Here is a 22,120-nt window from a genome sequence, read left to right as displayed (position 1 = left end):
TACCTTCACCCCATGACGACGGACACGAGGCGTTTCGCGGGGCACGGGGTCCTCATCACCGGGGCGGCACGCGGCATCGGCGCGGCCACCGCCGCGCGGTTCGCCGAGGAGGGGGCGCGGGTCCTGGTGACCGACGCGGACCCCGACGAGGCGGAGCGGACGGCGTCGGCACTGCGGGAACGGGGGCTCACGGCCGAGCCCTTCGCCTGCGACGTGACCGACCGCGCCACGGTCGAGGCGGCCGTGGCGCACGCCGTGCACGCCTTCGGCTCGCTCGACGTGCTGGTGAACAACGCCGCCCACTGCACCCCGGACGCGCCCCGCTTCGAGGACGAGCCGGACGACGAGTGGGCCACGGACCTCGACGTCACCCTCACCGGCGCGTACCGCTGCTGCCGCGCCGCGCTCCCGCACCTCGCCGCCTCCGGCCGGGGCGCGATCGTGAGCGTCGGCTCCGTCAACGGCCTCCAGGACTTCGGCAACCACGCCTACAGCGCGGCCAAGGCGGGCCTGGTCTCCCTCACCCGCACCCTCGCCGGGCACGCGGCGCCCCGCGGGGTCCGGGTCAACCTCGTCGCACCGGGGACCGTCCGCACCCGTGCCTGGGCGGGCCGGGACGGGCAACTGGAAGCGGCCCGGCGCCTCTACCCGCTGGGCCGGGTCGGTGAGCCCGAGGACATCGCGGCCGCCGTCGCCTTCCTCGCCTCCCGCGACGCGGCATGGATCACCGGCACCACCCTCACCGTCGACGGCGGCGTCACGGCGGTCAACTCGGGATTCCGGCAGGCGCTGGGCGAGGCGTCGCCGCGGTAGCCGGTCGTTCCGGTCCCGTCCGCCGGGTGTCACCGTTCGGTCGCATCCCGGTTCGTCCGTACAACCGATTTTTCCGCTGAGTCGTCTATCTGGCAGAGTGCGCAGGCCATGCGCTCACTTCTGCGGAAAGGCAAAACAGACCATGGGGGACATACGTAGACGGAGTGCCGTCGTTCTCGGGGTCACCTCGCTGGTGGCTCCGCTCACGCTCGCGCTCGGTGCGACACCGGCGCAGGCTGCGAGCTGCACCACCTCGACGGGCCCGTACCAGAAGAAGGTGGAGAAGTTCCTCGGCCGCCCGGTCGACGGAAAGCAGTCCTCCGCCGACTGCAAGGCCATCCGTGCCTTCCAGACCAAGCACGGCATCACGCCGAACATCGGGTACGCCGGCCCCGTGACCTGGGGTGTGATGGACCTGATGAACAAGCAGAAGGCCGTCGGGAAGAACCCGAACAAGGCGGGCAAGTGCCCCACGAACAAGGGCCGTATCGCCTGCGTGAACCTCACGCTCCAGCTCAGCTGGATCCAGGACGGCAAGAAGCTCGTCTACGGCCCCGTCCCGGTCCGCACGGGGCGCGACGGGTACGAGACCCGCACCGGCCTGAAGAAGATCTACTGGCGCAACATCGACCACGTCTCGACCATCTACGACGTGCCGATGCCCTACAGCCAGTTCTTCGACGGCGGTCAGGCCTTCCACTCGGTCGGCGTCAGCATGTGGAACCCGCCCGGCTCCCACGGCTGCGTCAACATGACGAAGACCGCCGCCAAGAAGTACTGGTCGCTGCTGAAGAACGGCGACGACGTCTACGTGTACGGCCGCAAGCCGGGCACCTGATCGCCGCGGGCGCCCGGCCTGCCGGGCGCCCCGCACCCCGGCCGCTCCCCGAAGGCCCGGATGTGAACTCGCCCACGTTCCCGGGCAGATGGACGTGATCAGCGACACTGCCCGAAATGCCCGATGAGCGTGCGATTACTCACAGCGCCTTCACGTCCGGCCCCGTATGCTTCACGGCATGTCCACCACTGTTGAACCCTCCTCCGAGCGATCGGCTGCCGAGGTCAACGAGGAGATCCGGGCCCTGTGGCTCCGGTCGGGCGGGACACTGAGCGTCGAACAGCGCGAGGAGTACCAGCGCCTGGTCCAGGAGTGGGCCTCGGCCCTCCCGCAGCCGGCCAGGGCCGCCTGACCGCCCGGCATCGTCCTCCGCTCGACGGGGCACCCGTGAACGGATGGGTGCCCTCCTCGCACTGACCTCGGCCCTCTGCTACGGCATCGTCGACTTCGCGGGCGGGCTGCTGTCCCGCCGCGTCCCGCATGCCGCCGTCACCTTCCTCGGCCAGCTCGGCGGCCTGCTGCTCGCCGCAGGGGCCGCCCTCCTCCTGCCCGCCGACGCCCTCGCCGGCTCCGACCTCCTCTGGGGCGCCCTGTCCGGCGTCGGCAGCGCCACCGCCATGCGCTTCCTCAACCGTGGCCTGAGTCACGGCGCGATGAGCGTGGTCGTACCGGTGAGCGCCGTCACAGGCGTCGCGCTGTCCGTCCTCTGCGGCGTCCTCCTCCTCGGTGACCGTCCCGGCGCCCTGGCCTGGGCGGGGATCGCCGTCACCGGACCCGCCCTGTGGTGGGTGTCCGGCGGCGGCACCCGGATGGGCCGGGAGGCGACGGACGGGCTCCTGGCCAGCGCCGGCGTCGCCGTGCAGTACGTCGCCCTCGGCCAGGCCGATCCCACGAGCGGGCTGTGGCCGGTCGTCGCGGGCCGGGTCGCCGCCGTCCTCGTCCTGCTGCCCGGCGCCGCCCGCCGCCCCGGCCTCCTGCGGCTGCCCGTACGGCCGTGCGCCCAGGCCCTGCTGATCGGGGCGGGCGCCGCCCTCGGCCTGGTCCTCTACCTGCTGGCCGTCCAGCGGCAGATGCTCGCCGTCGCGGTGGTCCTCGCCTCCCTCTACCCGGCGCTCCCGGTCGTCCTCGGTCTCGCCGTCCTGCACGAACACGTCTCCCGGCGGCAGGCCGCCGGGCTGCTGGGAGCCGCCCTGGCGACCGTGCTGCTCACCGTCGGCTGACGGTCCGGCCGGACCCGCCGCCCGCTCAGCCCCATGTCGCCGAGTAGTGACGCCGGTACGCCTTGCGGTCCTGCTCCGCCCGTATCCAGCGCGACGCCACCAGGGCGACCAGGCTGCCCGCGATCACCAGCAGCCCGGGACCGACGTTGCGGGGGTCGGCCAGCCGGGACAGCAGTGTCGACGCGTCCGGGAGGATGCCCCGCACCGGAGTCGACGGCCCCGGCGAGGCGGCGTCCGGAGCCGCCGCGCCCCGCGCGTCCGACGGAGCGGGGGAGGGCGCCGCCGCACCCCCGTCGGCCCCGGGCGCCACGATGAGCCGTACGCCGAGCCGCGCCAGCGCCTTCGTCACCGGCTGGAAGTATGTCGTGCCGCCCGACCGGCAGTCGCCGCTGCCGCCCGACGTGACACCGAGCGCGATGCCCTCGGAGAACATCGGACCACCGCTGTCCCCGGGTTCGGCGCAGACGTCCGACTCGATGAGGCCGCTGACCGTGCCCTCGGGATAGTTCACCGTCGCGTCGAGCGCGGTCACCTCACCGTCCCGCAGCCCGCTGGTGCTGCCGCTGCGGAACACCCGCTGGCCCACCGCCGGATCCGCCACCCCCGTGATCCGTACGCCCTTGCCGTCGCCGACGGCCACCACACCGGCGCCCTCGCCGGCCCGGCCGCCGGTGTACTCGATCAACGAGTAGTCGTCCCCGGGGAAGCTGCCGCCGACCGTCGTCCCGACCTCCTGCCTGCCCTGGCCGTCGGCGAACCACACCGACCCGTCGGGCCCGCAGTGCCCGGCCGTGAGGATGAACTCCCGTTTCCCGTCGGTCACGTTGAAGCCCGCCGAACAGCGGCCGGCCGTCGACAGGATGGGCCGCGCCCCGTTGAGCCGGGTGGTGAAGGTGCCCCCGCTCCGCTCCATGCGGACGAAACCGCCGATGCCGTCCGCCACTTCGGTCAGCTCGGACCAGTCGTCCGCCGACACCGTGCTGTCGCCCCGGACCACCACCTCGTTGGCCCGGTAGTCCACGGCCCACGCCGTCCCGGGCACGCGCGGCGCCGAACCCAGCGTCTCGGCCGCGGACTTGAAGTCGTCCATGCTGTGCCGCACCATCTTCGGCTCGGCGCCCGCCGCGCGCACCTCGGCCGCCGCCTCCTCGTCGGTGACCGCGACCACCGTCCCGCCGTCGTCGGCGATCCAGCTGCCCGCCGTACGGGACGTGCCGAGCCTCGACACCAGGCCGGCGCCCGGTCCGGCCGCCGCCTCCCCGGCGGTGGTGAACGGGACCGCGTCGGGCGCGCGGGGCTCACTGGCGACGGCGTGGGTGACCATCGTGGCCCCCAGGAGGAGTCCGCCGACGGCCGCCAGCCGTGTCACTCGCCGGACGACCCGTCGTCGTGCGTGCCTCATGCGTGGCTCCCGAACCTCAGCGGCGCGGTGCGCGCGCACCGCGAGGGCCTCCCCCGAGTCGGAGGCCCTCCTCCCATACGGGTCCGGAACCCGGCGCGTTCAGACCGGGCGCGGGCCGTCGTCCCGATGTCCGTTCACAGCACGGCCCTTATCGTGGGCCCATGACCAGGATCCCGCACGAGACGTCCGGTGAACCGAATCCGCTGCACGCCCTCGACCTGGACCGCCTGCGCCGCCGCACCAGCATGAAATGGCGCACCTACCCCGAGGACGTCCTGCCCCTGTGGGTGGCCGAGATGGACGTCCCCCTGGCCGAGCCGGTCGTCCGCGCCGTCACCGGGGCGATGGAGCTCGGCGACACCGGCTATCCCGTCGGCACCGCCTACGCGGAGGCGCTGGCCGCCTTCGCGGACAAGCGGTGGGACTGGGGCGGGCTCGCCGTGGAGCGCACCGCGATCGTGCCCGACGTCATGCTGGGCGTGGTCGAGATGCTGAAACTGGTCACCGGGTACGGGGACGCGGTGGTGGTGAACTCACCGGTGTACCCGCCGTTCTACGATTTCGTACGGCACCTGGACCGCGAAGTGGCCGAGGCCCCGCTCGGCGCGGACGCGCGGATCGCCCCCGACGTCCTGGAGGACGTCTTCCGGCGGGTGACGGCCGGCCGGCGGCGCGCCGCCTACCTGCTGTGCAGCCCGCACAACCCCACCGGCACCGTGCACACCGCCGACGAGCTGTCCGCCGTCGCCGCCCTCGCCGAGCGGTACGGCGTACGCGTCGTCGCCGACGAGATCCACGCCCCGCTGGCCCTCGGCGACACACGCTTCGTGCCGTACCTGAGCGTGCCGGGTGGCGAGCGCGGCCTGTCGCTGATGTCGGCGTCGAAGGCGTGGAACCTGGCCGGGCTCAAGGCGGCCCTCGCCGTCGCGGGGCCCGAGGCCGCGGGCGACCTGGCGCGGATGCCCGAGGAGGTCGGCCACGGCCCGAGCCACGTCGGCGTCCTCGCCCACACCGCCGCCCTGCGCGACGGCACCGCGTGGCTGGACGCCCTGCTCGCCGGCCTCGACACCAACCGCCGGCTGCTCGCGGACCTCCTGGCCGAGCGGCTGCCGGCGATCCGCTACCGGCCGGGCGACGCCACCTACCTCGCCTGGCTGGACTGCCGCGCCCTCGGCCTCGGCGACGACCCCGCCGGCACCTTCCTCCGGCACGGCCGCGTGGCCCTCAACTCCGGTCCGCCCTTCGGCACGGGAGGAGCGGGCCACGCCCGGTTGAACCTCGCCGCCTCGCCCGAGGTGCTCGAGGAGGCGGTGCGGCGGATGGCGGACGCCGTGGAGCGCGCGGGCGGTGCCCGTGGCTGACGAGTGCTTCGGCCACCCACGGCTCGCCGCGCTGTACGATCCGCTCGACCCCGACCGGAGCGATCTCGACGCCTACCTGGGCATGGCGGAGGAGTTCGGTGCCCGGCGGGTACTGGACATCGGCTGCGGAACAGGGGTGTTCGCGCTGCTCCTGGCCGGCCGGGGGATCGAGGTCGTCGGCGTCGACCCGGCCCGGGCGTCCCTCGACGTGGCGCGGGGCAAGCCGGGCGCCGCACGGGTCCGCTGGATCGAGGGCGACGCGACCGTGCTGCCGCCGCTGCGGGCCGATCTGGCGACCATGACGGCGAACGTCGCCCAGGCCGTCGCCGGTCCCGGCGCCTGGCACGGCACCCTGCGGGGCGCCCACGCGGCACTGCGGCCCGGGGGACGCCTGGTGTTCGAGACCCGCGACCCGGCCCGGCGGGCCTGGGAGGGGTGGACCCGGGAGGAGTCGTACGACAGGACCGACATACCCGGCGTCGGCACGGTCGAGAGCTGGCACCAGGTGACCGACGTGGACGGCCCGCTGGTGACGTTCCGCACCACCTACGTGTTCGCCGCGGACGGGGAGGTGCTGACCTCGGACTCGACGCTGCGCTTCCGCGAGCGGGAGGAGGTCGAGGCGGACCTCGCCGGGCACGGCTTCGCGGTGGAGGAGGTGCGGGACGCCCCCGACCGCCCGGGCCGGGAGTTCGTCTTCGTCGCACGCCGCCCGGACGCCTAGACTTCCCCGCATGGACGACGCGTCGAGGGACCGGCTGGGTGCGGGGAAGTACCTGCTGGTCACCAGCTACCGCAAGAACGGCACACCCGTCGCCACACCGGTGTGGGTGGTGCGGGACGGCGACGCGCTCGGGGTGTGGACCGTCGCCGACTCGTGGAAGGTGAAGCGGATCCGCGCCCGTGGCGACGTCCTCGTCGGCCCCTGCGACGTACGCGGCAACCCGACCGGTGACCAGGTACCCGCCACGGCGGAGATCTGCGACCCGGCGACCACGGCCCGTTACCGGAAGCTGCTCGCCCGCAAGTACGGCCTCGTGGGCCGGCTGACCCTCCTGGGCAGCCGTCTCCGCCGGGGCACGGACGGCACGGTCGGGATCCGCATCACCCTCTGAGCCGCGTGCCGGGCCGTGCCCGGCGGCCCGTCAGGTCCAGGCCCGGAACGGCTCGTCCACCAGCTGGAAGACCGGCTCGCCGCGCACCGGGTCCTGGGCCGTCGACAGCCGTACCCGGTCGCCGCTGTGGATGCCGATGGGCGGCCCCATGACCCGGCCGCGCACCACGAACCCCTCGGCCATCTCGATCAGGGATATGTTGCGGGCCGCCGGGGTGTTGCGGTGCAGCACCGTGGAATGGCGGACCGTCCCGACGCCCTCGCTGCGCTCCGTGCGCAGGTCGCTGCCCTGGCAGACCGGGCAGAGCAGCCGGTGGTACATGGTGGTGCCGCACCAGGTGCAGCGCTGGAAGAGCATGGCCTCCGCCCGGCCCTTGCCCTGGGGATCGAGGACGCCCGTCGCGGAGCCGGCTGCCTGCTGAGCGACGCTTCCTGAGTGGTGGTACACGCTGGTCAACTCCCTGCACTCGGCCGGAATCCCACGTGCGCGGTCACCCGGCACGCGCATGCCGGTGCGCCGTGCCACCGTGCACAGCGACAGAGTATGGCACTCAGTGCCACTCGTAAAGGCACTCCGTACCCTCGCGTTCGGGCGGGCGCCCGCGCCGGGTCACCCGCGCCCGAGCGCGGTCTCCGGTTCCCGCACCAGCCGCCACAGCGGTGTCCCGCGCCGCGAGACGACCACCACGTCCTCGGGCCCCTGGCCCGCCGCCGGGAAGGCCGTCATGTCGGCCAGGCACCGCTCGTGGTCGGGAGGACCACGTCCTCCCCGGACGGAAGGAGCGGAAGAAGGACCGCCGGCCCACCCCGGCGAGCGCCACGACGTCGTCGACGGCGCTCGGTGCACGCCGGGGCGGAACCCGGTGCCGCCGAGGCGGTACACCCAGGCCGTTCCTATGATCGAGCCACCGCCGTCGCCGAGGAGCCCGTATGCCGCCCGCCCGTCCCCGCGTCCTGTACGTCACCGACCTGGCCTACCCGGCCCGCGGACGCCGCTACGGCGACGAGGACGTCTTCCTCACCTCCCGGCTGCGCGAGCACCTCGACCTCGCCCTGTGCCATCCGCGGGACGCCGTCGCCCTGATGGACGGCTTCGACGCCGTCGTGGTCCGCAACAGCGGTCCCGTACTGGAGTACCAGGACGCCTACGACGCCTTCCGCGAGCACGCCACCGCGACCGGCACACCGGTCTACAACCCGCTCACCGGCAGGGGCGACATGGCCGGCAAGCGGTACCTGCTCGACCTGACCGCCGCCGGCCGCCCGGTGATCCCCACCGTCGACCGGCCGGAGGACCTGCACCGGCTGCCCGGGACGCAGCGGTACGTGGTCAAGCCCCGCCTCGGCGCCGACTCCATAGGACTGCGCGTCGTCCCCGCGGACGAGGTGCGCGGCCACGTCGACGGGGACGTCCTGGTGCAGCCGCACATCGACTTCGCCTACGAGGTCTCCTTCTACTTCGTCGACCACGACTTCCAGTACGCCCTGTACGCCCCGCACACCGGGCGCCGCTGGCAGCTGGAGCCGTACGAACCCACCCGGGACGACCTGGACTTCGCCCGGGGCTTCATCGACTGGAACACCCTCGACCACGGCATCCAGCGCGTCGACGCCTGCCGCGCGCCGGGCGGCGAACTGCTGCTGGTCGAACTGGAGGACCTCAACCCCTACCTGTCCCTCGACGCCCTCGACGACACCGGCCGGGAGGCGTTCGTGTCCGCCATGACGGCGTCCCTGCGCCGCTTCCTCCACGACGCCTGAACCCCGGGCCCCTTCGTCACGTATCCCTCCGCGCGGGCGGACCGACTCCCCCGCGCGGCACGGAAGGAGAGCGACGTGACGACACCCTCCGGGCCGGGACGGCCGCACGACGGACCGCCCCTCGAACCCGTCCGCGTCCTGCGCCCGCGTCGCACCGACGCACTCGCCGAGCTGTTCCGGGAGTTCGAGCGGGAGGAGCGGGGCGGGTACGAGCCGGTGCCGCCGCCCCGGCCGCCCGCCGGAGCCGAGGACCGGACGCGGGAACTCCCGCCCGTACCCGCGGCCCGGCACCCTCCGGGGATCCGCCGCGCCGCCCTCGCACTCGCCGTGGCCGCCGCGGTGGCGGGCTTCGGTGGCGCGCTCCTGCTCACGGAACGCGACGCCGGCGACCCCGCGGCACCCGGCCCGAGGCCGTCCACGACCGCCCCCGTCACCCCGGCCCCGCCCGCCCCCGCCGAGCGGGGATTCCTCCGCGAGGGCGACTCGGGCCCCGAGGTGACCGAACTCCAGGAACGGCTGCTGCGCATCCCGGACGTCTACCGGTCCGGCACCACCGACGGCCGCTACGACGCCACCCTCTCCGCCGCCGTCGCCCGCTTCCAGCTCTGGTACGGCGTCCGGGGCGACGAGAGAGGCGTCTACGGCGACGACACCCGCCTCGCCCTGGAGCCCCGCACCGGCCGGCCGGACGACTGACCCGGTGGCTACCGCTCCCTCGGCACCCGGATGTCCAGCACGCACACGTCGTCGCGGCGTTCGTCCTCCAGCATCGTCTCCAGCAGCACCCCCAGCGACCCGGTCTCGTCGCCGGGGTGGGCCGCCACGGCCGCGGCGAGACGCGCGAGGCCCACGTCGATGTTCTCCGGGGGCCGCTCCACCAGACCGTCCGTGTAGAGCAGCACCCGGTCGCCGGGTTCGAGGCGGCACTCGGCCTCCTCGAAGTGCGGCCCGGTGGTACCGCCGAGCAGCATGCCGCTGGGCCGGCGCAAATACGTCACCTCGCCGTCGCGCAGCAGCAGGGGCGGGGTGTGTCCCGCCTGGGCCCAGACCAGGCGCCGCTGCGCCGGCCGGTAGCGGGCCAGCACCATGGTCGCGGTGCCGTGGCTGTCCCGGGAGTGCAGCAGCAGGGTGTTGAGCCGGGCGAGCGCGCCGGTCAGCGAGGACCCGGTGATGACCATGCCCTTGGCGGTGAACCGCAGCTGGGCCATGGTGGCGACGGCGTCCACCCCGTGCCCGGCGACATCGCCGACGACGAACAGGGCGTCGCCGTCGGGCAGTTCGATGGCACTGAACCAGTCGCCGCCGACGTGTATGCCGGCCTGGGCGGGAAGGTAGGCGACCTCGACGCGCAGCCCGGCCAGGTCCACCGCCCGCTCGGGCAGCGGCAGCAGGGCGTTCTGCAGCCGGGCGACCAGGGACCGTTCGGCCTGGAGCACGTCGTGCTGGGTGAGGATGGCCCGCTCGGTCTCCACCAGGGCGAGCTCGGCCCGCCGCCGCGCGGTCAGGTCCTGCACGAAGCCGTGCACCTCGACGGGCGTGCCGCGCAGGTCGGCCACCGTCTCCGCGGCGAGCCGCAGATGCCGGACCCCGCGCGCGCCCCGGACCCGGAACGGGGCGTCCAACGGGAGCCCGTCATGTATCAGGGCGTCGACGGCGCCGCTCAGCGCGGACCGGTCCTCGGGCACCGCGAGTCCGGGGAGGTCGACGAGCCGGACGGGCCCGTCCGCCGGGTCCCGGCCGAGGATCGCGAAGACCTGCGACGACCAGGACGCCTCGGACGTGGTCAGGTTCCAGTTGGCCCAGCCGAGGTTGCCCAGCCGCTGCAGGTCGGCGAGCCGCTGCTCCTGCCGGTCGGAGGAGGCGTGCCGGATCCAGGTGACGACCAGCGCGTCCGTCGGCCGAGTCACCCGTACGGAGTATGTGGCCAGCTCGGTGACGCCGTCCACGACCTCCTGACGGGCGAACGGCTCGCTCTCGTACGTCCCCCCGCCGGCCAGGGTGTCCAGGCAGCCCTGCCACACCGGGGTGTCCGCGAGGTCGGGCCGCACCTCCCGCAGCCGCCGCCCGGCCGGATCGCCCCCGGTGCCGTCCAGGACGTCGGCCGCCTGCGCCGTCACGGCGTCGATCCGGAAGTCCTCGGTCCTGCCGGACGGGCCGCGCAGCGGGGTCAGCAGCATCGCCGGGACCGGCAGCGCCGCGAAGAGCGCCCGTACGGCGTCCGGGAGAGGGCCGGACACGGGCCCGGACGGGGCGGCGAACGTGCGCAGCCGGTCGGCGCAGAGCCGGACCGCTCCGCGCAGATGGGCGCGGTCGCGCGGGGTGAAGGGGCCGGAGCGTTCGCGCAGCACACCGACGCAGATCCCGGGGTCCTCCCCGCCGGGCAGCGGCAACCAGGCGCGCGAGCGCCATCGCTCGGGCGGGTCACCGATCAGCAGGTACCGCGTGCTGTCCTCGGCGAAGTCCTCCAGCCAGAGAGGCTCACCGGACTCGAGGGCGTCCAGTACGGCCACCCCGCTGAAGGGGGGCACCTGACGCCAGCGGGCGGCCAGCCGCTCGTCGATCCCGGCGTGCCCGAGCAGTTCCAGGCTGCCGTCGGTCCGGCGGGCGTAGATCATGACCGAGTCCGCGGCCAGGTCCTGCCCGAGGTGTTCCAGCAGGCACCGGGCCAGTTCCTGGGAGGTGTCGGTGTGCACGAGGACCCGGGCGAGGCGGCTCAGGGCGTCGGCGACGTCGTCGGGGGCCGAGGGTGTCGCCGGAGGGTCGGCCTCGGGGAAGCCGGCCGTCGTGTCCCCGGTGTCCTCGGCCGGCCGTGCGGACGGCTCACCGGACCGGGCGGGCGCCAGTTCCCCCAGGGTGATCCAGCACTCCTCCAGCAGGGTGCGGCGGGCTGCCTTGGCACGCTGGAGCAGGGTCTCGCCGGCGGTGTCGGCGGAGCACCCGCCCAACGCCATCACGACGCCCTTGGCCCGTTCCACGACGGCCGATGTCGCGGCCTGCTCGCGCAGCCGGTCCATCTCGGCACGCTGCTGGGCGACCACCCTGGCCAGTTCCACCAGGTCGGGCGCGTTTCCGGGCTCCACCGGGACAACAGGTTCCCTCATCACGCGATGAGCATCGCACAGGTCTCCCGGTTCGTTGACCGGCTTGTTCGCCCGGGGTCCGCGGGCGGCCCGGACCAGGGGATGTGACGTGTGAGCCCGGCGGGGAGCGCGGTCAGCGGCCGGATTCGGCCAGGGCCCGGGTGACCGCCCGTACGCTGCGGGCGATGTGCTGGAGCTGTGTGACCTCGGCCGCGTAGAGCTTGATCGTGTGCTCGATGACCCCTTCGCGCAGTCCTGCCCGGGGCAGGTCGGCCCGGGCGGTCTGCAGGGCGGTGCGGGCCACCCGGATCTCGTGCTCGACCTGGATCTGGGCGTGCCGGGCCAGCAGGACGGGGTGCCGGACGAACGCCGGGTAGCTCGCGTAGCGCGCGGGCACCAGCTCGCGCAGCCACTTGGCGGCCGAGCGCTCCCAGTCGTAGCTGCCGGGGGTCTTGACCTGGCAGGGCCAGTCGGGACCGAGTCGCGTGGTCGTCAAGGGCATGATCATCGCTTCCGGGGGTACGGCGTCGTACGGGTGGACGACGGAGTGGGGCGGCTCCGGCCTAGGGGATGACCGGAGCCGCCGCGGGTGGCCGGGCAGGGGATGCCCGGCCGAACACCCCGGCCGCCGGAGCGGGCAGGAGCCGACGGCTTCGGGTGTTCGTGCAGGCGCCCGGTGCTGAGCGGCCGGGCCGTGATCCGTGAGCAGTATTTATATATGCCATCTGGTTTGCAAGGCGTATGAAAACATTCATGCGCGCTTCGACGGGGGCGTCTCCCGTGCGGTGCGCCCGCCGGAGTCAGTCCCTGAGGAAGAACTGGTGCTCGTCGGCGACGCGCTCGTACTCGTCGAGCCGGGCCTGCGTCCGCTCCGGATCCGCGTCCGTCATGGCCTGCAGCAGCGCCGCGCACATCACGCCCGGGGCGGCGTAGGAGTCGAACACCAGCCGTGACCCGGTGCCGGTGGCGAAGGTGACGTCGGCCTCGTCCACGATCGGGCCCAGCGCCAGATCGGTGATCAGCGCGACCTTCAGCCCGGCGCTGCGGGCGACCCGCACCGCGGTCAGGGTCTCCTGGGCGTGCCGCGGCATGGAGAACGCCAGCACCCAGGTGCCGCCCGCTTCCCGCGACTGCAGCAGCGCGTCGTAGGCCACGCTGCCGCCCAGCGTCACGAGCCGTACGTCCGGGTGGACACGGCGGGCGGCGTAGGCGAAGTACTCGGCCAGGGAGACGGAGATGCGCAGTCCGAGGACGGTGAGCGGAGTGGACGCGGACAGCCGGCGGCCGACCTCGATGAACCGGTCGGCGTCGGCGAAGTCCCGCCGCAGGTTCTCCAGGTTCTCGATCTCGGCGTCCACCGCCGCCTGCAGCTCGTTGCCCCGGAACTCCTCGGCGGGGCCGGCGGAGCGGGTGCCGAGCGTGATCGACTGGAGCTTCTCCCGCAGCGCGGGATAACCGCTGAAGCCGACCGCCGAGGCGAACCGGGTCACCGAGGGCTGGCTCACCCCGGCCCGGTCCGCGAGATCCGTGATCGACAGGAACGCCGCCTCGGCGATGTGCTCGATCAGGTACTGGGCGATGCGCCGCTGGCCGGGGGAGAGCCGGGGCCGGTCGAACAGCGTGCGGAGCTGGGCCGTCGGGGACACCTCCGGGTCCTGGCCCGCCTTCCCCGAGGTGATCGCGGATGCCTGTGCGCGTGCCTGCTGCGGCGATCGCACCGGTGCGCCTCCTTCGTCTCCCACGAGGGTTCAACATAGCCCACCCACCGTGGTGACCAGGCCGCTCGCCGGAGCACACCGGACCGCTCCACCGGGGATATCCGCGCCTTCGGTGGGAACCCGACGGCACAGCGAAGCAGAAACCCCGCGACACACCAGGAGCCACCGGACATGACCGTCCCCGAGGAGAACCGGCCGAAGACCCGGGACACCGACGACATCGTCGAGCAGCGGCAGGACGAGGAGACGCGCGATCAGGGCGGCACCGGCCGCACCATGCGCGAGGCGCTGGAGGAGGCCGAGATCAAGCCCGACGACTTCCGGGAACGCTAGACCACCCGCCGTCCCCCGCCCCGACTACGTTTCGAGCAGGTGAAAGCATGAGCGCCCTGAGTGCGCTGGAAGACGCCCTGGAGAACCGATGGGAAGCGCTGTGGAGGCGGCTGTCCGGCCGGGAACCGGTCGAACTCGTCGACGCCCTGCGGCGCGAGTGCGACAGCCACGCCGTGGTGTGCCGGGCGGGCCGGGTGATGGTCCCCAACGCCTATGACGTGGAGCTCGCCGAACCCGTGCACGAGGAACTGACCCGCCGCGGCAGTCGCGTGGGACAGGCGCTCACCGACCGGCTGGCCCGGCACGCCGCGCGCCACGGCTACGAATGGGCGGGTCCGCTCGCCGTGCACGTCCGCCGGTCCGCCGAGGTCCCCAACGGCCGCTTCCGGGTGGCGAGCAGCGTCATGCCGCACGTGAGCGCCGACGCCTTCCAGCGCGCGGGGCAGCCGACGCCCGGCTGACGGCGCGGGCCCGCGCCGTCAGACCGTGACCGGATGACCGACGCCGCCGACCGGGCGGCGCTTCCGGCCGACCCGGCCGGTCGCCCGGTCCGCCGCGGAGTCCGGCACCGGCGGCACGGATGCCCGTGGCACGACGGCATCCCGCCGCCCTCGCGGACCAGCCGGACCCGTTCCGCGGTACCGCTCGCGCAGCCGGCCGAGGTCCTGGCCCCTTCCACCTACAGGGCGGCCGGCGGGCGGCACCAGAGCGAGCCGTCGTGCACCCGCCCGGAGAGGAAGCCCTCCCAAGGGCGTTCCGGCGGCCGGACCGGACCGCGCGGGTCCCGCTGCCGCAAGGCCCTTCAGGTCAGGGGCCTCTTACTCCCGCACCGGCCCTCCGCCCGCGGGGGAAACCGCCTGTGCGGCGAGTTCCTCCAGCGGGCCGCCGGTCAGCCGGCACACCGTCCACTCCTCCAGCAGCTCCGCGCCGAGCGACTTGTAGAACGCGATCGCCGGCTCGTTCCAGTCGAGCACCACCCATTCGAAGCGCTCGAAACCGTTCTCCCGGCAGATCGCCGCGAGAGCGGCCAGCAGCGCCCTGCCGTGTCCGGCACCCCGGGTGTGCGGGCGGACGTAGAGGTCCTCCAGGTGCATCCCGCGGGTGCCGGTCCAGGTCGAGAAGCGCGGGAACCACAGCGCGAACCCCACGACGCCGCCGGTGTCGTCGTCCTCGGCGATCAGGACGGACGCGGCGGGGTGCTCGCCGAACAGGGCCGCGCGGAGCTGTTCCTCCGTGGCGCGGGCCTGCTCGGCGGCCTTCTCGTAGGCGGCGAGTTCCCGGATCATCGCGCGGATCTCGGGGACGTCGTGCACGGTGGCTTCTCTGATCACGGTACGAGAGCCTGCGTCACCGGGCCGCGCCCCGTCCAGCCGGTTCCGGCGGCCGGACCACGAGGTCGGCCCTGTGCCGGGTCGACGCGACCAGCTCGGCGTTGCGCCGGTCCGTGCGCCCGACCCACGCCACCGCCTCCTCGTGGCTCTTGCCGAACTCCTCGTGCCGGGCGATCAGCCGCCGCACCCGCTCCTCCTCGTCGAGATCGCAGAACCACACCTCGTCGAGCTGCGGCCGCACCCGCGCCCAGGCACCGGTGTCCAGCAGCAGGTAGTTCCCCTCCGTCACCACCAGCCGGGCGGACGGCGGTACCGGGAGCGCGCCCGCGACCGGCTGCTCCAGCGTCCGCTCGAAACCGGGCGCGTACACGACGTCGTCGTACGCCTCCTCGCGCAGCCGCCGCAGCAGCGCCGCGTAGCCGGCCGCGTCGAAGGTGTCCGGGGCGCCCTTGCGGTCGCGGCGGCCGAGGCGGTCCAGTTCGGCGTCGGCGAGATGGAACCCGTCCATCGGCACCTGCGCGACCCACGGCTCCCCGGTGCCGTTCAGCTCCCGCACCAACTCCCGGGCGAGCGTGGACTTTCCCGCGCCCGGGCTGCCCGCGATGCCGAGGAGCGCGCGCCGGCCGCCCCGCGGGAGGGCGCGGGCACGGCGGAGGAGGTCGTCGAAGGTCGGTGTCACACGGAAGAGTGTGTCACCCGGCACGCCGGAGTCCTGCCGCCATGTGGCCCGCGCCACCCACTGTCCGGCGCCGTACGGGGAACGGTGTCCTGTATGACGGATCTGGGTCTGCCCGATGACATCCTCGCCTGCCTCTTCGACCTCGACGGCGTCGTCACGAAGACGGCCGTCGTCCACGCGGCCGCCTGGAGGGAGATGTTCGACGCCTTCCTCCGCGAACGGGACGGCGACGCCTTCCGGCCCTTCACCGACGCCGACTACGACGAGTACGTCGACGGCCGCCCGCGCGCCGACGGCGTCCGCACCTTCCTCGCCTCCCGCGGCATCGAACTCCCCGGGGGCGAACCCGGCGACCCGCCCGGCGCCCGCACCGTGCACGGCCTCGGCAACCGCAAGAACGAACTGCTGCTGGCGAAGATCCGCACCGACGGCGTGGAGGCCTACGACGGCACCCTGCGCTACCTCGCCGCGGTCCGCGCCCGCGGACTGCGCACCGCGATCGTCTCCTCCAGCGCCAACTGCCGTGACGTACTGCGGTCGATCGGCGCCGAGGACCTCTTCGACGTCCGGATCGACGGCGTGGTCGCCGCCGAGCGCGGGCTGCCCGGGAAGCCGGAACCCGACACCTTCCTCGCCGCCGCCCGGGACCTCGGCGTCGAGCCGTCCCGGGCCGCCGTGTTCGAGGACGCGCTGGCCGGCATGGACGCGGGCCGCGCCGGGCACTTCGGGTACGTCGTCGGCGTGGACCGGGTGGGCCAGACCGACGCGCTGTACGCGCACGGCGCCGACCGGGTCGTCACGGACCTGGCCGAACTCGGGGGTGCGAAGTGATCACACAGCGGGCGTACGCCGTCGAACCGTGGACCGTGCGCGAACGCAGCCTGGACCTCGACGTCCTGGCGCAGAGCGAGTCGGTGTTCGCGCTGTCCAACGGCCATGTCGGCTGGCGCGGCAACCTCGACGAGGGCGAACCGCACGGCCTGCCCGGCTCCTACCTCAACGGCGTCCACGAACTGCACCCGCTGCCCTACGCCGAAGCCGGCTACGGCTACCCGGAGTCCGGTCAGACGGTCATCGACGTCACCAACGGCAAGGTGATCCGGCTGCTGGTCGACGACGAACCGTTCGACCTGCGCTACGGGCGCCTCATCAGCCACGAGCGGACCCTGGACCTGCGCCGGGGCGTCCTCGAGCGGGTCTGCGAATGGACCTCCCCGGCCGGCTCCACGGTCCGGGTGCGCTCCACCCGGCTGGTCTCCCTCACCCAGCGGGCCGTCGCCGCCGTCGCCTACGAGGTCGAGCCCGTCGACGGCCGCACCCGCGTCGTGGTGCAGTCCGAACTGGTCGCCAACGAGAGCCTGCCCGGACCGGACGGCGACCCGCGCGCCGCCCGCGCACTGAAGTCCCCGCTGGAACCCGAGGAGGACCTCGCCAAGGACCACCGGCTCCGCCTGGTGCACCGCACCCGGCGCAGCGGCCTGCGCGTCGCCGTCGCCGCCGACCACGTCGTCGACGGCCCCGAACGCACCACCACCGACTGCGAGAGCAACGAGGACGTGGCCCGGCTGACCGTGACCTCCGTCCTGGAGCCGGGACAGCGCCTGCGGGTGGAGAAGCTCGTCGCCCACGGCTGGTCCGGCGCCCGTTCCCGGCCCGCGATGAGCGACCAGGTGGAGGCGGCGCTGGCGGCCGCCGCGCACAGCGGCTGGCAGGGACTCCTCGACGAACAGCGGGCCTACCTCGACGACTTCTGGGCCCGCGCCGACGTCGAGGTCGACGGCGACGAGGAGATCCAGCAGGCCGTCCGCTTCGCCCTCTTCCACGTCCTGCAGGCAGGGGCCCGCGCCGAACGGCGCGCGATACCCGCCAAGGGCCTGACCGGCTCCGGCTACGACGGTCACGCCTTCTGGGACACCGAGGTGTTCGTGCTGCCCCTGCTGATCTGCACCGTGCCGGACGCCGCCGCCGAGGCGCTGCGCTGGCGGCAGAGCACCCTCCCGGTCGCCCGCGAGCGCGCCACCCAACTCGGCCTGCGCGGGGCCGCGTTCCCCTGGCGCACCATCGAGGGCTCGGAGGGCTCCGCCTACTGGCCGGCCGGCACCGCCGCCTTCCACGTCAACGCCGACATCGCCGACGCCGTGGTGCGGTACGTCCAGGCCACCGGCGACGAGCGCTTCGAACGCGACACCGGCGTGGAACTGCTGGTGGAGACCGCCCGCCTCTGGCGCTCCCTGGGCCACCACGACGACCGGGGCGTCTTCCACATCGACGGGGTCACCGGACCGGACGAGTACAGCGCCGTCGCCGACGACAACACGTACACCAACCTCATGGCCCGGGCGAACCTGCTGGCCGCCGCCGACGCCTGCAAGCGCCACCCCGACGCCGCGGCGGCCCTCGGCGTCGACGAGGAGGAGAGCGCCGGCTGGCGGGACGCCGCCGAAGCCGTGCACGTCCCCTACAACGACGAACTCGGCGTGCACGAACAGCACGCGGGCTTCACCCGCTACCAGCGCTGGGACTTCGCCGGCACCCGCGCCGACCAGTACCCGCTGATGCTGCACTTCCCCTACTTCGACCTCTACCGCAAACAAGTGATCAAGCAGGCGGACCTGGTGCTGGCGATGCACACCTGCGCCGGCTACTTCGACGAGGTCTTCGACGAGGAGCAGATCGCCCGCAACTTCGCCTACTACGAGCCGCTGACCGTACGGGACTCCTCGCTGTCGGCCTGCGTCCAGGCCGTCCTCGCCGCCCGCACCGGCCACCTGGACCTGGCCCACGCCTACACCGCCGAGGCCGCCCTGATGGACCTCGCGGACCTGGAGCACAACACCCGGGACGGACTGCACATCGCCTCCCTGGCCGGCACCTGGACCGCGCTGGTCGCCGGGTTCGGCGGCATGCGCTGGGACGACGGCAGCCTCCGCTTCACCCCCCGGCTGCCGGCGCGGCTGCGCCGCCTGGCCTTCACCCTGCGGTTCCTCGGCCGGTGCCTGCGCGTGGAGGTCACCGCGGACCGGGCCACCTACACGCTGCGGTCCGGACCGCCGCTGACCATCCGTCACCACGGCACCGAGCTGACCGTGCGCGAGGGCGCCCTCGCCGGGCTTCCCGTCCCGCCGCCCAGGCCCCGCCCGGCCCCCGAGCAGCCCCCGCACCGGGGCCCGCACCCGCGCTGACCCGCGGCGGGCCCCGGGACGGGTGGCCGTATTCCGCCCTGCGGGCCCGCCGCACGCGGGTTAGGTTGTCGGTGATCTCCGGAACGCCGGTTTCCCGGAACCCGTCCTTCAGAGCGCAGGGCCCGTGGAACCCGGGACCCGATGACACGCGGGAATGAGGGACGGACGATGACCGACGGCACCGGTGCCCTTGCCACCGGCACACGGCGGCGCGAGCGGCGACCCCGCCCGGGCCCCTCACGGCGCGGCGGCGCCCGCCCGCTCGCGGTGCTCGCCGCCGTCTTCACCCTCGCCCAACTCGCCCTGGTCCGCCCCGTGCTGGGCCTCGGCTGGGACGAGATCGTCTACGTCAGCCAGGTCACCTCCCACCACCCGGCCGCCTTCTTCAGCGCACCCCGCTCCCGGGGCGTCTCCTTCCTGGTGGCGCCGGTCGCGTCCTGGTCCGAGTCCACCGCGCTGCTGCGCGTCTACCTCGCCCTCCTCTCCGGCCTCGCCCTCTTCTGGGCCCTGCGCTCCTGGCGCGGCCTGTTCCCCGTCCGGGTCCTGGTCACCGCCGGCGCCTTCTTCGCCTCCCTGTGGGTGACGCTCTTCTACGGTCCCCAGGCCATGCCCAACTACTGGGTCGCCGTCGGCGCGCTGACCGCGGTCGGCTGCTTCCTGCGCCACCGCGCGGACCCCTCGTCCGGCGGCTCCCTGTGGGGAGTCGTGGCGGGGGCCGCGCTCATGGCCTGGATGCGGCCCACCGACGCGGTCTGGGTGACGGTCCCGCTCCTCGTCCTCGCCCTGGCCGGCCGGCACGGGCGGTTCCTGCTCGCCCTCACCGGCGGTCTGCTGGCGGGAGCGGTCCCCTGGACGGTCGAGGCGTACACCGCGTTCGGCGGCCTGCGGGAGCGGCTCGCCGAGGCCTCCCGCATCCAGGGCGGGCTCGGCCTGGACATCGCCGTCGACGACCAGCTGCGCAGCCTGGGCGGGCGCGCCCTGTGCCGTCCGTGCACGGGCTCGATGCCCCACCCGGTGATCACCCTGTGGTGGTTCGTCCTGCCGCTGCTCGCCGTCCTCGGACTGGTCGTCGCCGTGCGGGCCCGCCGCACCCTGCGCACCGTGGTGCCGCTGGCCTGTGCCACGACCGCCGCCCTGCCGTACCTGTTCATGATCGAGTACGCGGCGCCCCGCTTCCTCCAGCCCGCCTACGCCCTGCTCGCGATCCCGGTCGCCGACGCACTGTGGTACCTGGTCACGGCACCGCGCGGAAAGTGGCGGCCGGCCGCCAGGACCCTGGTCGCGCTCGGCCTGGCCGGTCATCTCACGGTGCAGCTGACCGTCCTCGTGCACACCGTGGACCGCAACGTCGACAGCCGCCGGGACTGGGCCCGCACGGCCGGTGACCTGCACCGGCTCGGTGTCCGCCCGCCCTGTCTGATCACCGGCCACGAGGCGATCCCCATCGGCTACTACACCGGCTGCTCCTCCGGCACGACCGCCGGGAACAACGAGAACACCACGGCCGGGGAGATCCTGCGGACCGCGGACCGCATCCCGGTCGCCACCCTCACCGGTCCCGGCGGCACACCGCCCGGCTACGCCCGCCCCTGGCCCGTCCACCGGATCGGCGACCTGGAGGCCCGCATCGCCCCGGCGCCCGGGCCGGCCGGCTCCGGGTGACGGCGACGGGTTTCCCGCGCACCGGGTCCAGGTAGGAGTCGACTGTCGGTGCGCGAAGAAGCGACGAAGGGGAGGCGGCATGGCGCGGAGCGATCACGAAGGGCGGCCGGGGGAGGAGTTCTTTACCCCGGGCAGCTCGTCCTTCACCGAGTTCGTGGCGGCCCACCGCCCCGAACTGCTCGGCACCCGCACCCTGCCCGAGGGGGTCCGCGCCGCGGAGGTCCCGCACGGCACCACGATCCTCGCCCTCACCTACGCCGACGGCGTACTGATCGCCGGTGACCGCAGGGCCACCATGGGCAACCTGATCGCCCAGCGCGATCTGGAGAAGGTGCTGCCCGCCGACGACCACACCGCCGTCGCGATCGCCGGCTCCGTGGGGATCGCCCTCGACATGGTGCGGCTCTACCAGGTCGAACTCGCCCACTTCGAGAAGATCGAGGGCGTCCCGATGACCCTCGGCGCCAAGGCGACCCGGCTCGCCACCATGATCCGCCAGAACCTCGCCCAGGCCATGCGGGGCCTCGCCGTCGTCCCGCTGCTCGCCGGCTACGACACCACCGCGCCCGGGGGAGGGCGGGGCCGGATCTTCTCCTACGACGCCGCCGGCGGCCGCTACGAGAAGTACGGCTTCCGCGCGGAGGGCTCCGGGTCCCCGTACGCCAGGGGCGCCCTCAAGAAGCTCCACCGGCCCGGCATGTCCCGCGAGGAGGCCGCCCTGGCCGCCCTGGAGGCCCTCTACGACGCCGCCGAGGACGACTCGGCGACCGGCGGCCCCGATCTCTCCCGCCGCCTCTTCCCGGTGGTGTCGGTCATCACCGAGGACGGCTACGAACGGCTCGGCGAGAGCGAGGTCCGACGGCTGAGCCTCGGCGTGGTCGACCGGCGTCACTCCCGCCCGGACGGCCCGAACGCGCCCGTCTGATCCTCGCGGGGCCTCCGCGTCGTCGGACGCACCGGGGTTAGAGATCGCGTCACGGGAAACGCGGATCTGACACCCGAGGTGAACGAGCCGACGCAGCGTGACAGGGAGGAAGCCATGGGCACCGAGCCGATGGGGGACGACGCCTACCAGCCCACCGGGAGCAACGAGGAGCAGGAGGACGCCGCGCCGCTCGACATGCAGGACGCCGTCGACGAACGGACCTACGACGACATCCTCGACGAGGGCTACTCCCCGCCGGAGAAACCGCTCGGCGTGACCAAGTACGGCACCACGGCCGCGGAACAGCACGACGGGGAGAGCCTCGACCAGCGGCTGGCCCAGGAGCTGCCCGACACCTCCGTGCCCGCCGGGGACGAGGTGGGCGACCTCCCCGGCGGCGAGGGCGAGCCGGTCGACCCGGAGGCGGGCACCGGCCGCGCCGGGCGCCTGGTCGCCCCGGACGAGGGCGCCCACCCCGACACCACGAAGGAGTCCGTCGCCGAGGACGTCGGCGTCGACGCGGGGGCGGCCGGCGCGGAGGAGGCCGCGGTGCACGTCGTGGAGGACGGGACGGCGCTCCCGGAGGACCGCGACAGAACCTGACCCCGGCACGGCGCCGCCGGCCCGGTGCGCGATCGCCTCCGAACGCAGGTCCACGGAGGCGGAGTCGGCGAGTTCGTCGCCCTCGACGTCGAAGTCGG

General features: G+C 73.9%; 23 protein-coding genes and 1 pseudogene. 16 read left to right on the top strand and 8 right to left on the bottom strand.

Going from position 1 to position 22,120, the window contains the following annotated elements; translation table 11 throughout:
• Nucleotides 1–12 precede the first annotated feature (12 nt).
• From AB0A94_RS36770 to AB0A94_RS36755, 4 genes are all read left to right on the top strand, one after another.
• The gene (locus AB0A94_RS36770) at nucleotides 13–813 is read left to right on the top strand and encodes an SDR family NAD(P)-dependent oxidoreductase (protein ID WP_361751132.1); all 801 of its coding nucleotides are present in this window, start codon (nucleotides 13–15) and stop codon (nucleotides 811–813) included.
• A 142-nt stretch (nucleotides 814–955) separates the two neighbouring features.
• Nucleotides 956–1,651 (top strand): L,D-transpeptidase family protein, encoded by a 696-nt coding sequence (locus tag AB0A94_RS36765; protein ID WP_361751130.1) that lies wholly within the window; start codon nucleotides 956–958, stop codon nucleotides 1,649–1,651.
• Nucleotides 1,652–1,817: 166 nt separating this feature from the next.
• A complete protein-coding gene (locus AB0A94_RS36760) occupies nucleotides 1,818–2,003 on the top strand; it encodes a hypothetical protein (protein ID WP_030863721.1) in 186 nt (61 codons plus the stop codon).
• 43 nt (nucleotides 2,004–2,046) lie between these two features.
• On the top strand, nucleotides 2,047–2,871 hold the full coding sequence (locus AB0A94_RS36755) for an EamA family transporter (RefSeq protein ID WP_361751128.1): 825 nt from the start codon (nucleotides 2,047–2,049) through the stop codon (nucleotides 2,869–2,871).
• Nucleotides 2,872–2,896: 25 nt separating this feature from the next.
• Here the strand turns inward: AB0A94_RS36755 and AB0A94_RS36750 are convergent, their stop codons facing one another.
• Nucleotides 2,897–4,273, bottom strand: a complete 1,377-nt coding sequence (locus AB0A94_RS36750) for a S1 family peptidase (protein ID WP_361751126.1) — start codon at nucleotides 4,271–4,273, stop codon at nucleotides 2,897–2,899.
• A gap of 161 nt (nucleotides 4,274–4,434) precedes the next feature.
• Between AB0A94_RS36750 and AB0A94_RS36745 the strand changes: the two genes are divergently transcribed.
• The 3 genes from AB0A94_RS36745 to AB0A94_RS36735 are packed head-to-tail and all read left to right on the top strand — an operon-like array spanning nucleotide 4,435 to nucleotide 6,749.
• Nucleotides 4,435–5,634: an aminotransferase class I/II-fold pyridoxal phosphate-dependent enzyme gene (locus AB0A94_RS36745; RefSeq protein WP_361751124.1), complete on the top strand. Its 1,200-nt coding sequence runs from the start codon at nucleotides 4,435–4,437 to the stop codon at nucleotides 5,632–5,634.
• The gene (locus tag AB0A94_RS36740) at nucleotides 5,627–6,358 is read left to right on the top strand and encodes a class I SAM-dependent methyltransferase (protein WP_361751148.1); all 732 of its coding nucleotides are present in this window, start codon (nucleotides 5,627–5,629) and stop codon (nucleotides 6,356–6,358) included. The genes AB0A94_RS36745 and AB0A94_RS36740 overlap by 8 nt, the downstream gene beginning before the upstream one ends.
• A 10-nt stretch (nucleotides 6,359–6,368) precedes the next feature.
• On the top strand, nucleotides 6,369–6,749 hold the full coding sequence (locus AB0A94_RS36735) for a PPOX class F420-dependent oxidoreductase (protein ID WP_361751122.1): 381 nt from the start codon (nucleotides 6,369–6,371) through the stop codon (nucleotides 6,747–6,749).
• Nucleotides 6,750–6,779: 30 nt separating this feature from the next.
• Here AB0A94_RS36735 and AB0A94_RS36730 read toward each other — a convergent pair whose 3' ends face one another.
• On the bottom strand, nucleotides 6,780–7,196 hold the full coding sequence (locus tag AB0A94_RS36730) for a zinc ribbon domain-containing protein (RefSeq protein ID WP_361751120.1): 417 nt from the start codon (nucleotides 7,194–7,196) through the stop codon (nucleotides 6,780–6,782).
• A gap of 255 nt (nucleotides 7,197–7,451) precedes the next feature.
• Nucleotides 7,452–7,635: pseudogene (locus tag AB0A94_RS36725) on the bottom strand (hypothetical protein); the annotation flags it as partial.
• Between the two features lie 43 nt (nucleotides 7,636–7,678).
• Between AB0A94_RS36725 and AB0A94_RS36720 the strand changes: the two are divergent.
• Nucleotides 7,679–8,509, top strand: a complete 831-nt coding sequence (locus AB0A94_RS36720) for a hypothetical protein (protein ID WP_361751118.1) — start codon at nucleotides 7,679–7,681, stop codon at nucleotides 8,507–8,509.
• 75 nt (nucleotides 8,510–8,584) lie between these two features.
• Entirely contained in the window at nucleotides 8,585–9,205 is a 621-nt protein-coding gene (locus AB0A94_RS36715) for a peptidoglycan-binding domain-containing protein (RefSeq protein ID WP_361751116.1), read from the top strand.
• An 8-nt stretch (nucleotides 9,206–9,213) separates the two neighbouring features.
• On the opposite strand, the gene AB0A94_RS36710 is transcribed toward AB0A94_RS36715, so the two are convergent.
• The 3 genes from AB0A94_RS36710 to AB0A94_RS36700 form a co-directional block, all read right to left on the bottom strand.
• A complete protein-coding gene (locus AB0A94_RS36710; RefSeq protein WP_361751114.1) occupies nucleotides 9,214–11,610 on the bottom strand; it encodes a SpoIIE family protein phosphatase in 2,397 nt (798 codons plus the stop codon).
• A 112-nt stretch (nucleotides 11,611–11,722) separates the two neighbouring features.
• Entirely contained in the window at nucleotides 11,723–12,097 is a 375-nt protein-coding gene (locus AB0A94_RS36705; protein ID WP_217134206.1) for a hypothetical protein, read from the bottom strand.
• A 292-nt stretch (nucleotides 12,098–12,389) separates the two neighbouring features.
• The gene (locus AB0A94_RS36700; protein WP_361751112.1) at nucleotides 12,390–13,307 is read right to left on the bottom strand and encodes a MurR/RpiR family transcriptional regulator; all 918 of its coding nucleotides are present in this window, start codon (nucleotides 13,305–13,307) and stop codon (nucleotides 12,390–12,392) included.
• 171 nt (nucleotides 13,308–13,478) lie between these two features.
• Here AB0A94_RS36700 and AB0A94_RS36695 point away from each other — a divergent pair, with 171 nt between their 5' ends.
• Together AB0A94_RS36695 and AB0A94_RS36690 are read left to right on the top strand one after the other, a co-directional pair.
• Complete coding sequence (locus tag AB0A94_RS36695; RefSeq protein WP_361751110.1) at nucleotides 13,479–13,640, top strand: hypothetical protein; 162 nt, start codon at nucleotides 13,479–13,481, stop codon at nucleotides 13,638–13,640.
• Nucleotides 13,641–13,687: 47 nt separating this feature from the next.
• Nucleotides 13,688–14,101 (top strand): DUF3662 domain-containing protein, encoded by a 414-nt coding sequence (locus AB0A94_RS36690; protein WP_217134204.1) that lies wholly within the window; start codon nucleotides 13,688–13,690, stop codon nucleotides 14,099–14,101.
• A gap of 357 nt (nucleotides 14,102–14,458) precedes the next feature.
• Here AB0A94_RS36690 and AB0A94_RS36685 read toward each other — a convergent pair whose 3' ends face one another.
• Nucleotides 14,459–14,971, bottom strand: coding sequence for a GNAT family N-acetyltransferase (locus AB0A94_RS36685; protein WP_361751108.1), 513 nt, complete (start codon nucleotides 14,969–14,971; stop codon nucleotides 14,459–14,461).
• Between the two features lie 16 nt (nucleotides 14,972–14,987).
• The gene (locus tag AB0A94_RS36680) at nucleotides 14,988–15,650 is read right to left on the bottom strand and encodes a nucleoside/nucleotide kinase family protein (RefSeq protein ID WP_361751106.1); all 663 of its coding nucleotides are present in this window, start codon (nucleotides 15,648–15,650) and stop codon (nucleotides 14,988–14,990) included.
• A gap of 93 nt (nucleotides 15,651–15,743) precedes the next feature.
• Between AB0A94_RS36680 and AB0A94_RS36675 the strand changes: the two genes are divergently transcribed.
• The 5 genes from AB0A94_RS36675 (at nucleotide 15,744) to AB0A94_RS36655 (ending at nucleotide 22,022) form a co-directional block, all read left to right on the top strand.
• Nucleotides 15,744–16,481, top strand: a complete 738-nt coding sequence (locus AB0A94_RS36675; RefSeq protein WP_361751104.1) for a beta-phosphoglucomutase family hydrolase — start codon at nucleotides 15,744–15,746, stop codon at nucleotides 16,479–16,481.
• The gene (locus tag AB0A94_RS36670; protein WP_361751102.1) at nucleotides 16,478–18,832 is read left to right on the top strand and encodes a glycosyl hydrolase family 65 protein; all 2,355 of its coding nucleotides are present in this window, start codon (nucleotides 16,478–16,480) and stop codon (nucleotides 18,830–18,832) included. Before AB0A94_RS36675 ends, AB0A94_RS36670 begins: the two co-directional genes overlap by 4 nt.
• Nucleotides 18,833–19,000: 168 nt before the next feature.
• Entirely contained in the window at nucleotides 19,001–20,494 is a 1,494-nt protein-coding gene (locus tag AB0A94_RS36665; RefSeq protein ID WP_361751100.1) for a hypothetical protein, read from the top strand.
• 79 nt (nucleotides 20,495–20,573) lie between these two features.
• Nucleotides 20,574–21,419, top strand: a complete 846-nt coding sequence (gene prcB, locus AB0A94_RS36660) for a proteasome subunit beta (RefSeq protein WP_361751098.1) — start codon at nucleotides 20,574–20,576, stop codon at nucleotides 21,417–21,419.
• Nucleotides 21,420–21,533: 114 nt separating this feature from the next.
• A complete protein-coding gene (locus AB0A94_RS36655) occupies nucleotides 21,534–22,022 on the top strand; it encodes a DUF5709 domain-containing protein (RefSeq protein WP_361751096.1) in 489 nt (162 codons plus the stop codon).
• The last annotated feature ends 98 nt before the right edge of the window (nucleotides 22,023–22,120 follow it).

It is taken from the genome of Streptomyces sp. NPDC044984, assembly GCF_040646935.1.
Taxonomy (GTDB): domain Bacteria; phylum Actinomycetota; class Actinomycetes; order Streptomycetales; family Streptomycetaceae; genus Streptomyces.
This window is presented reverse-complemented; position numbering and strand designations above follow the sequence as displayed.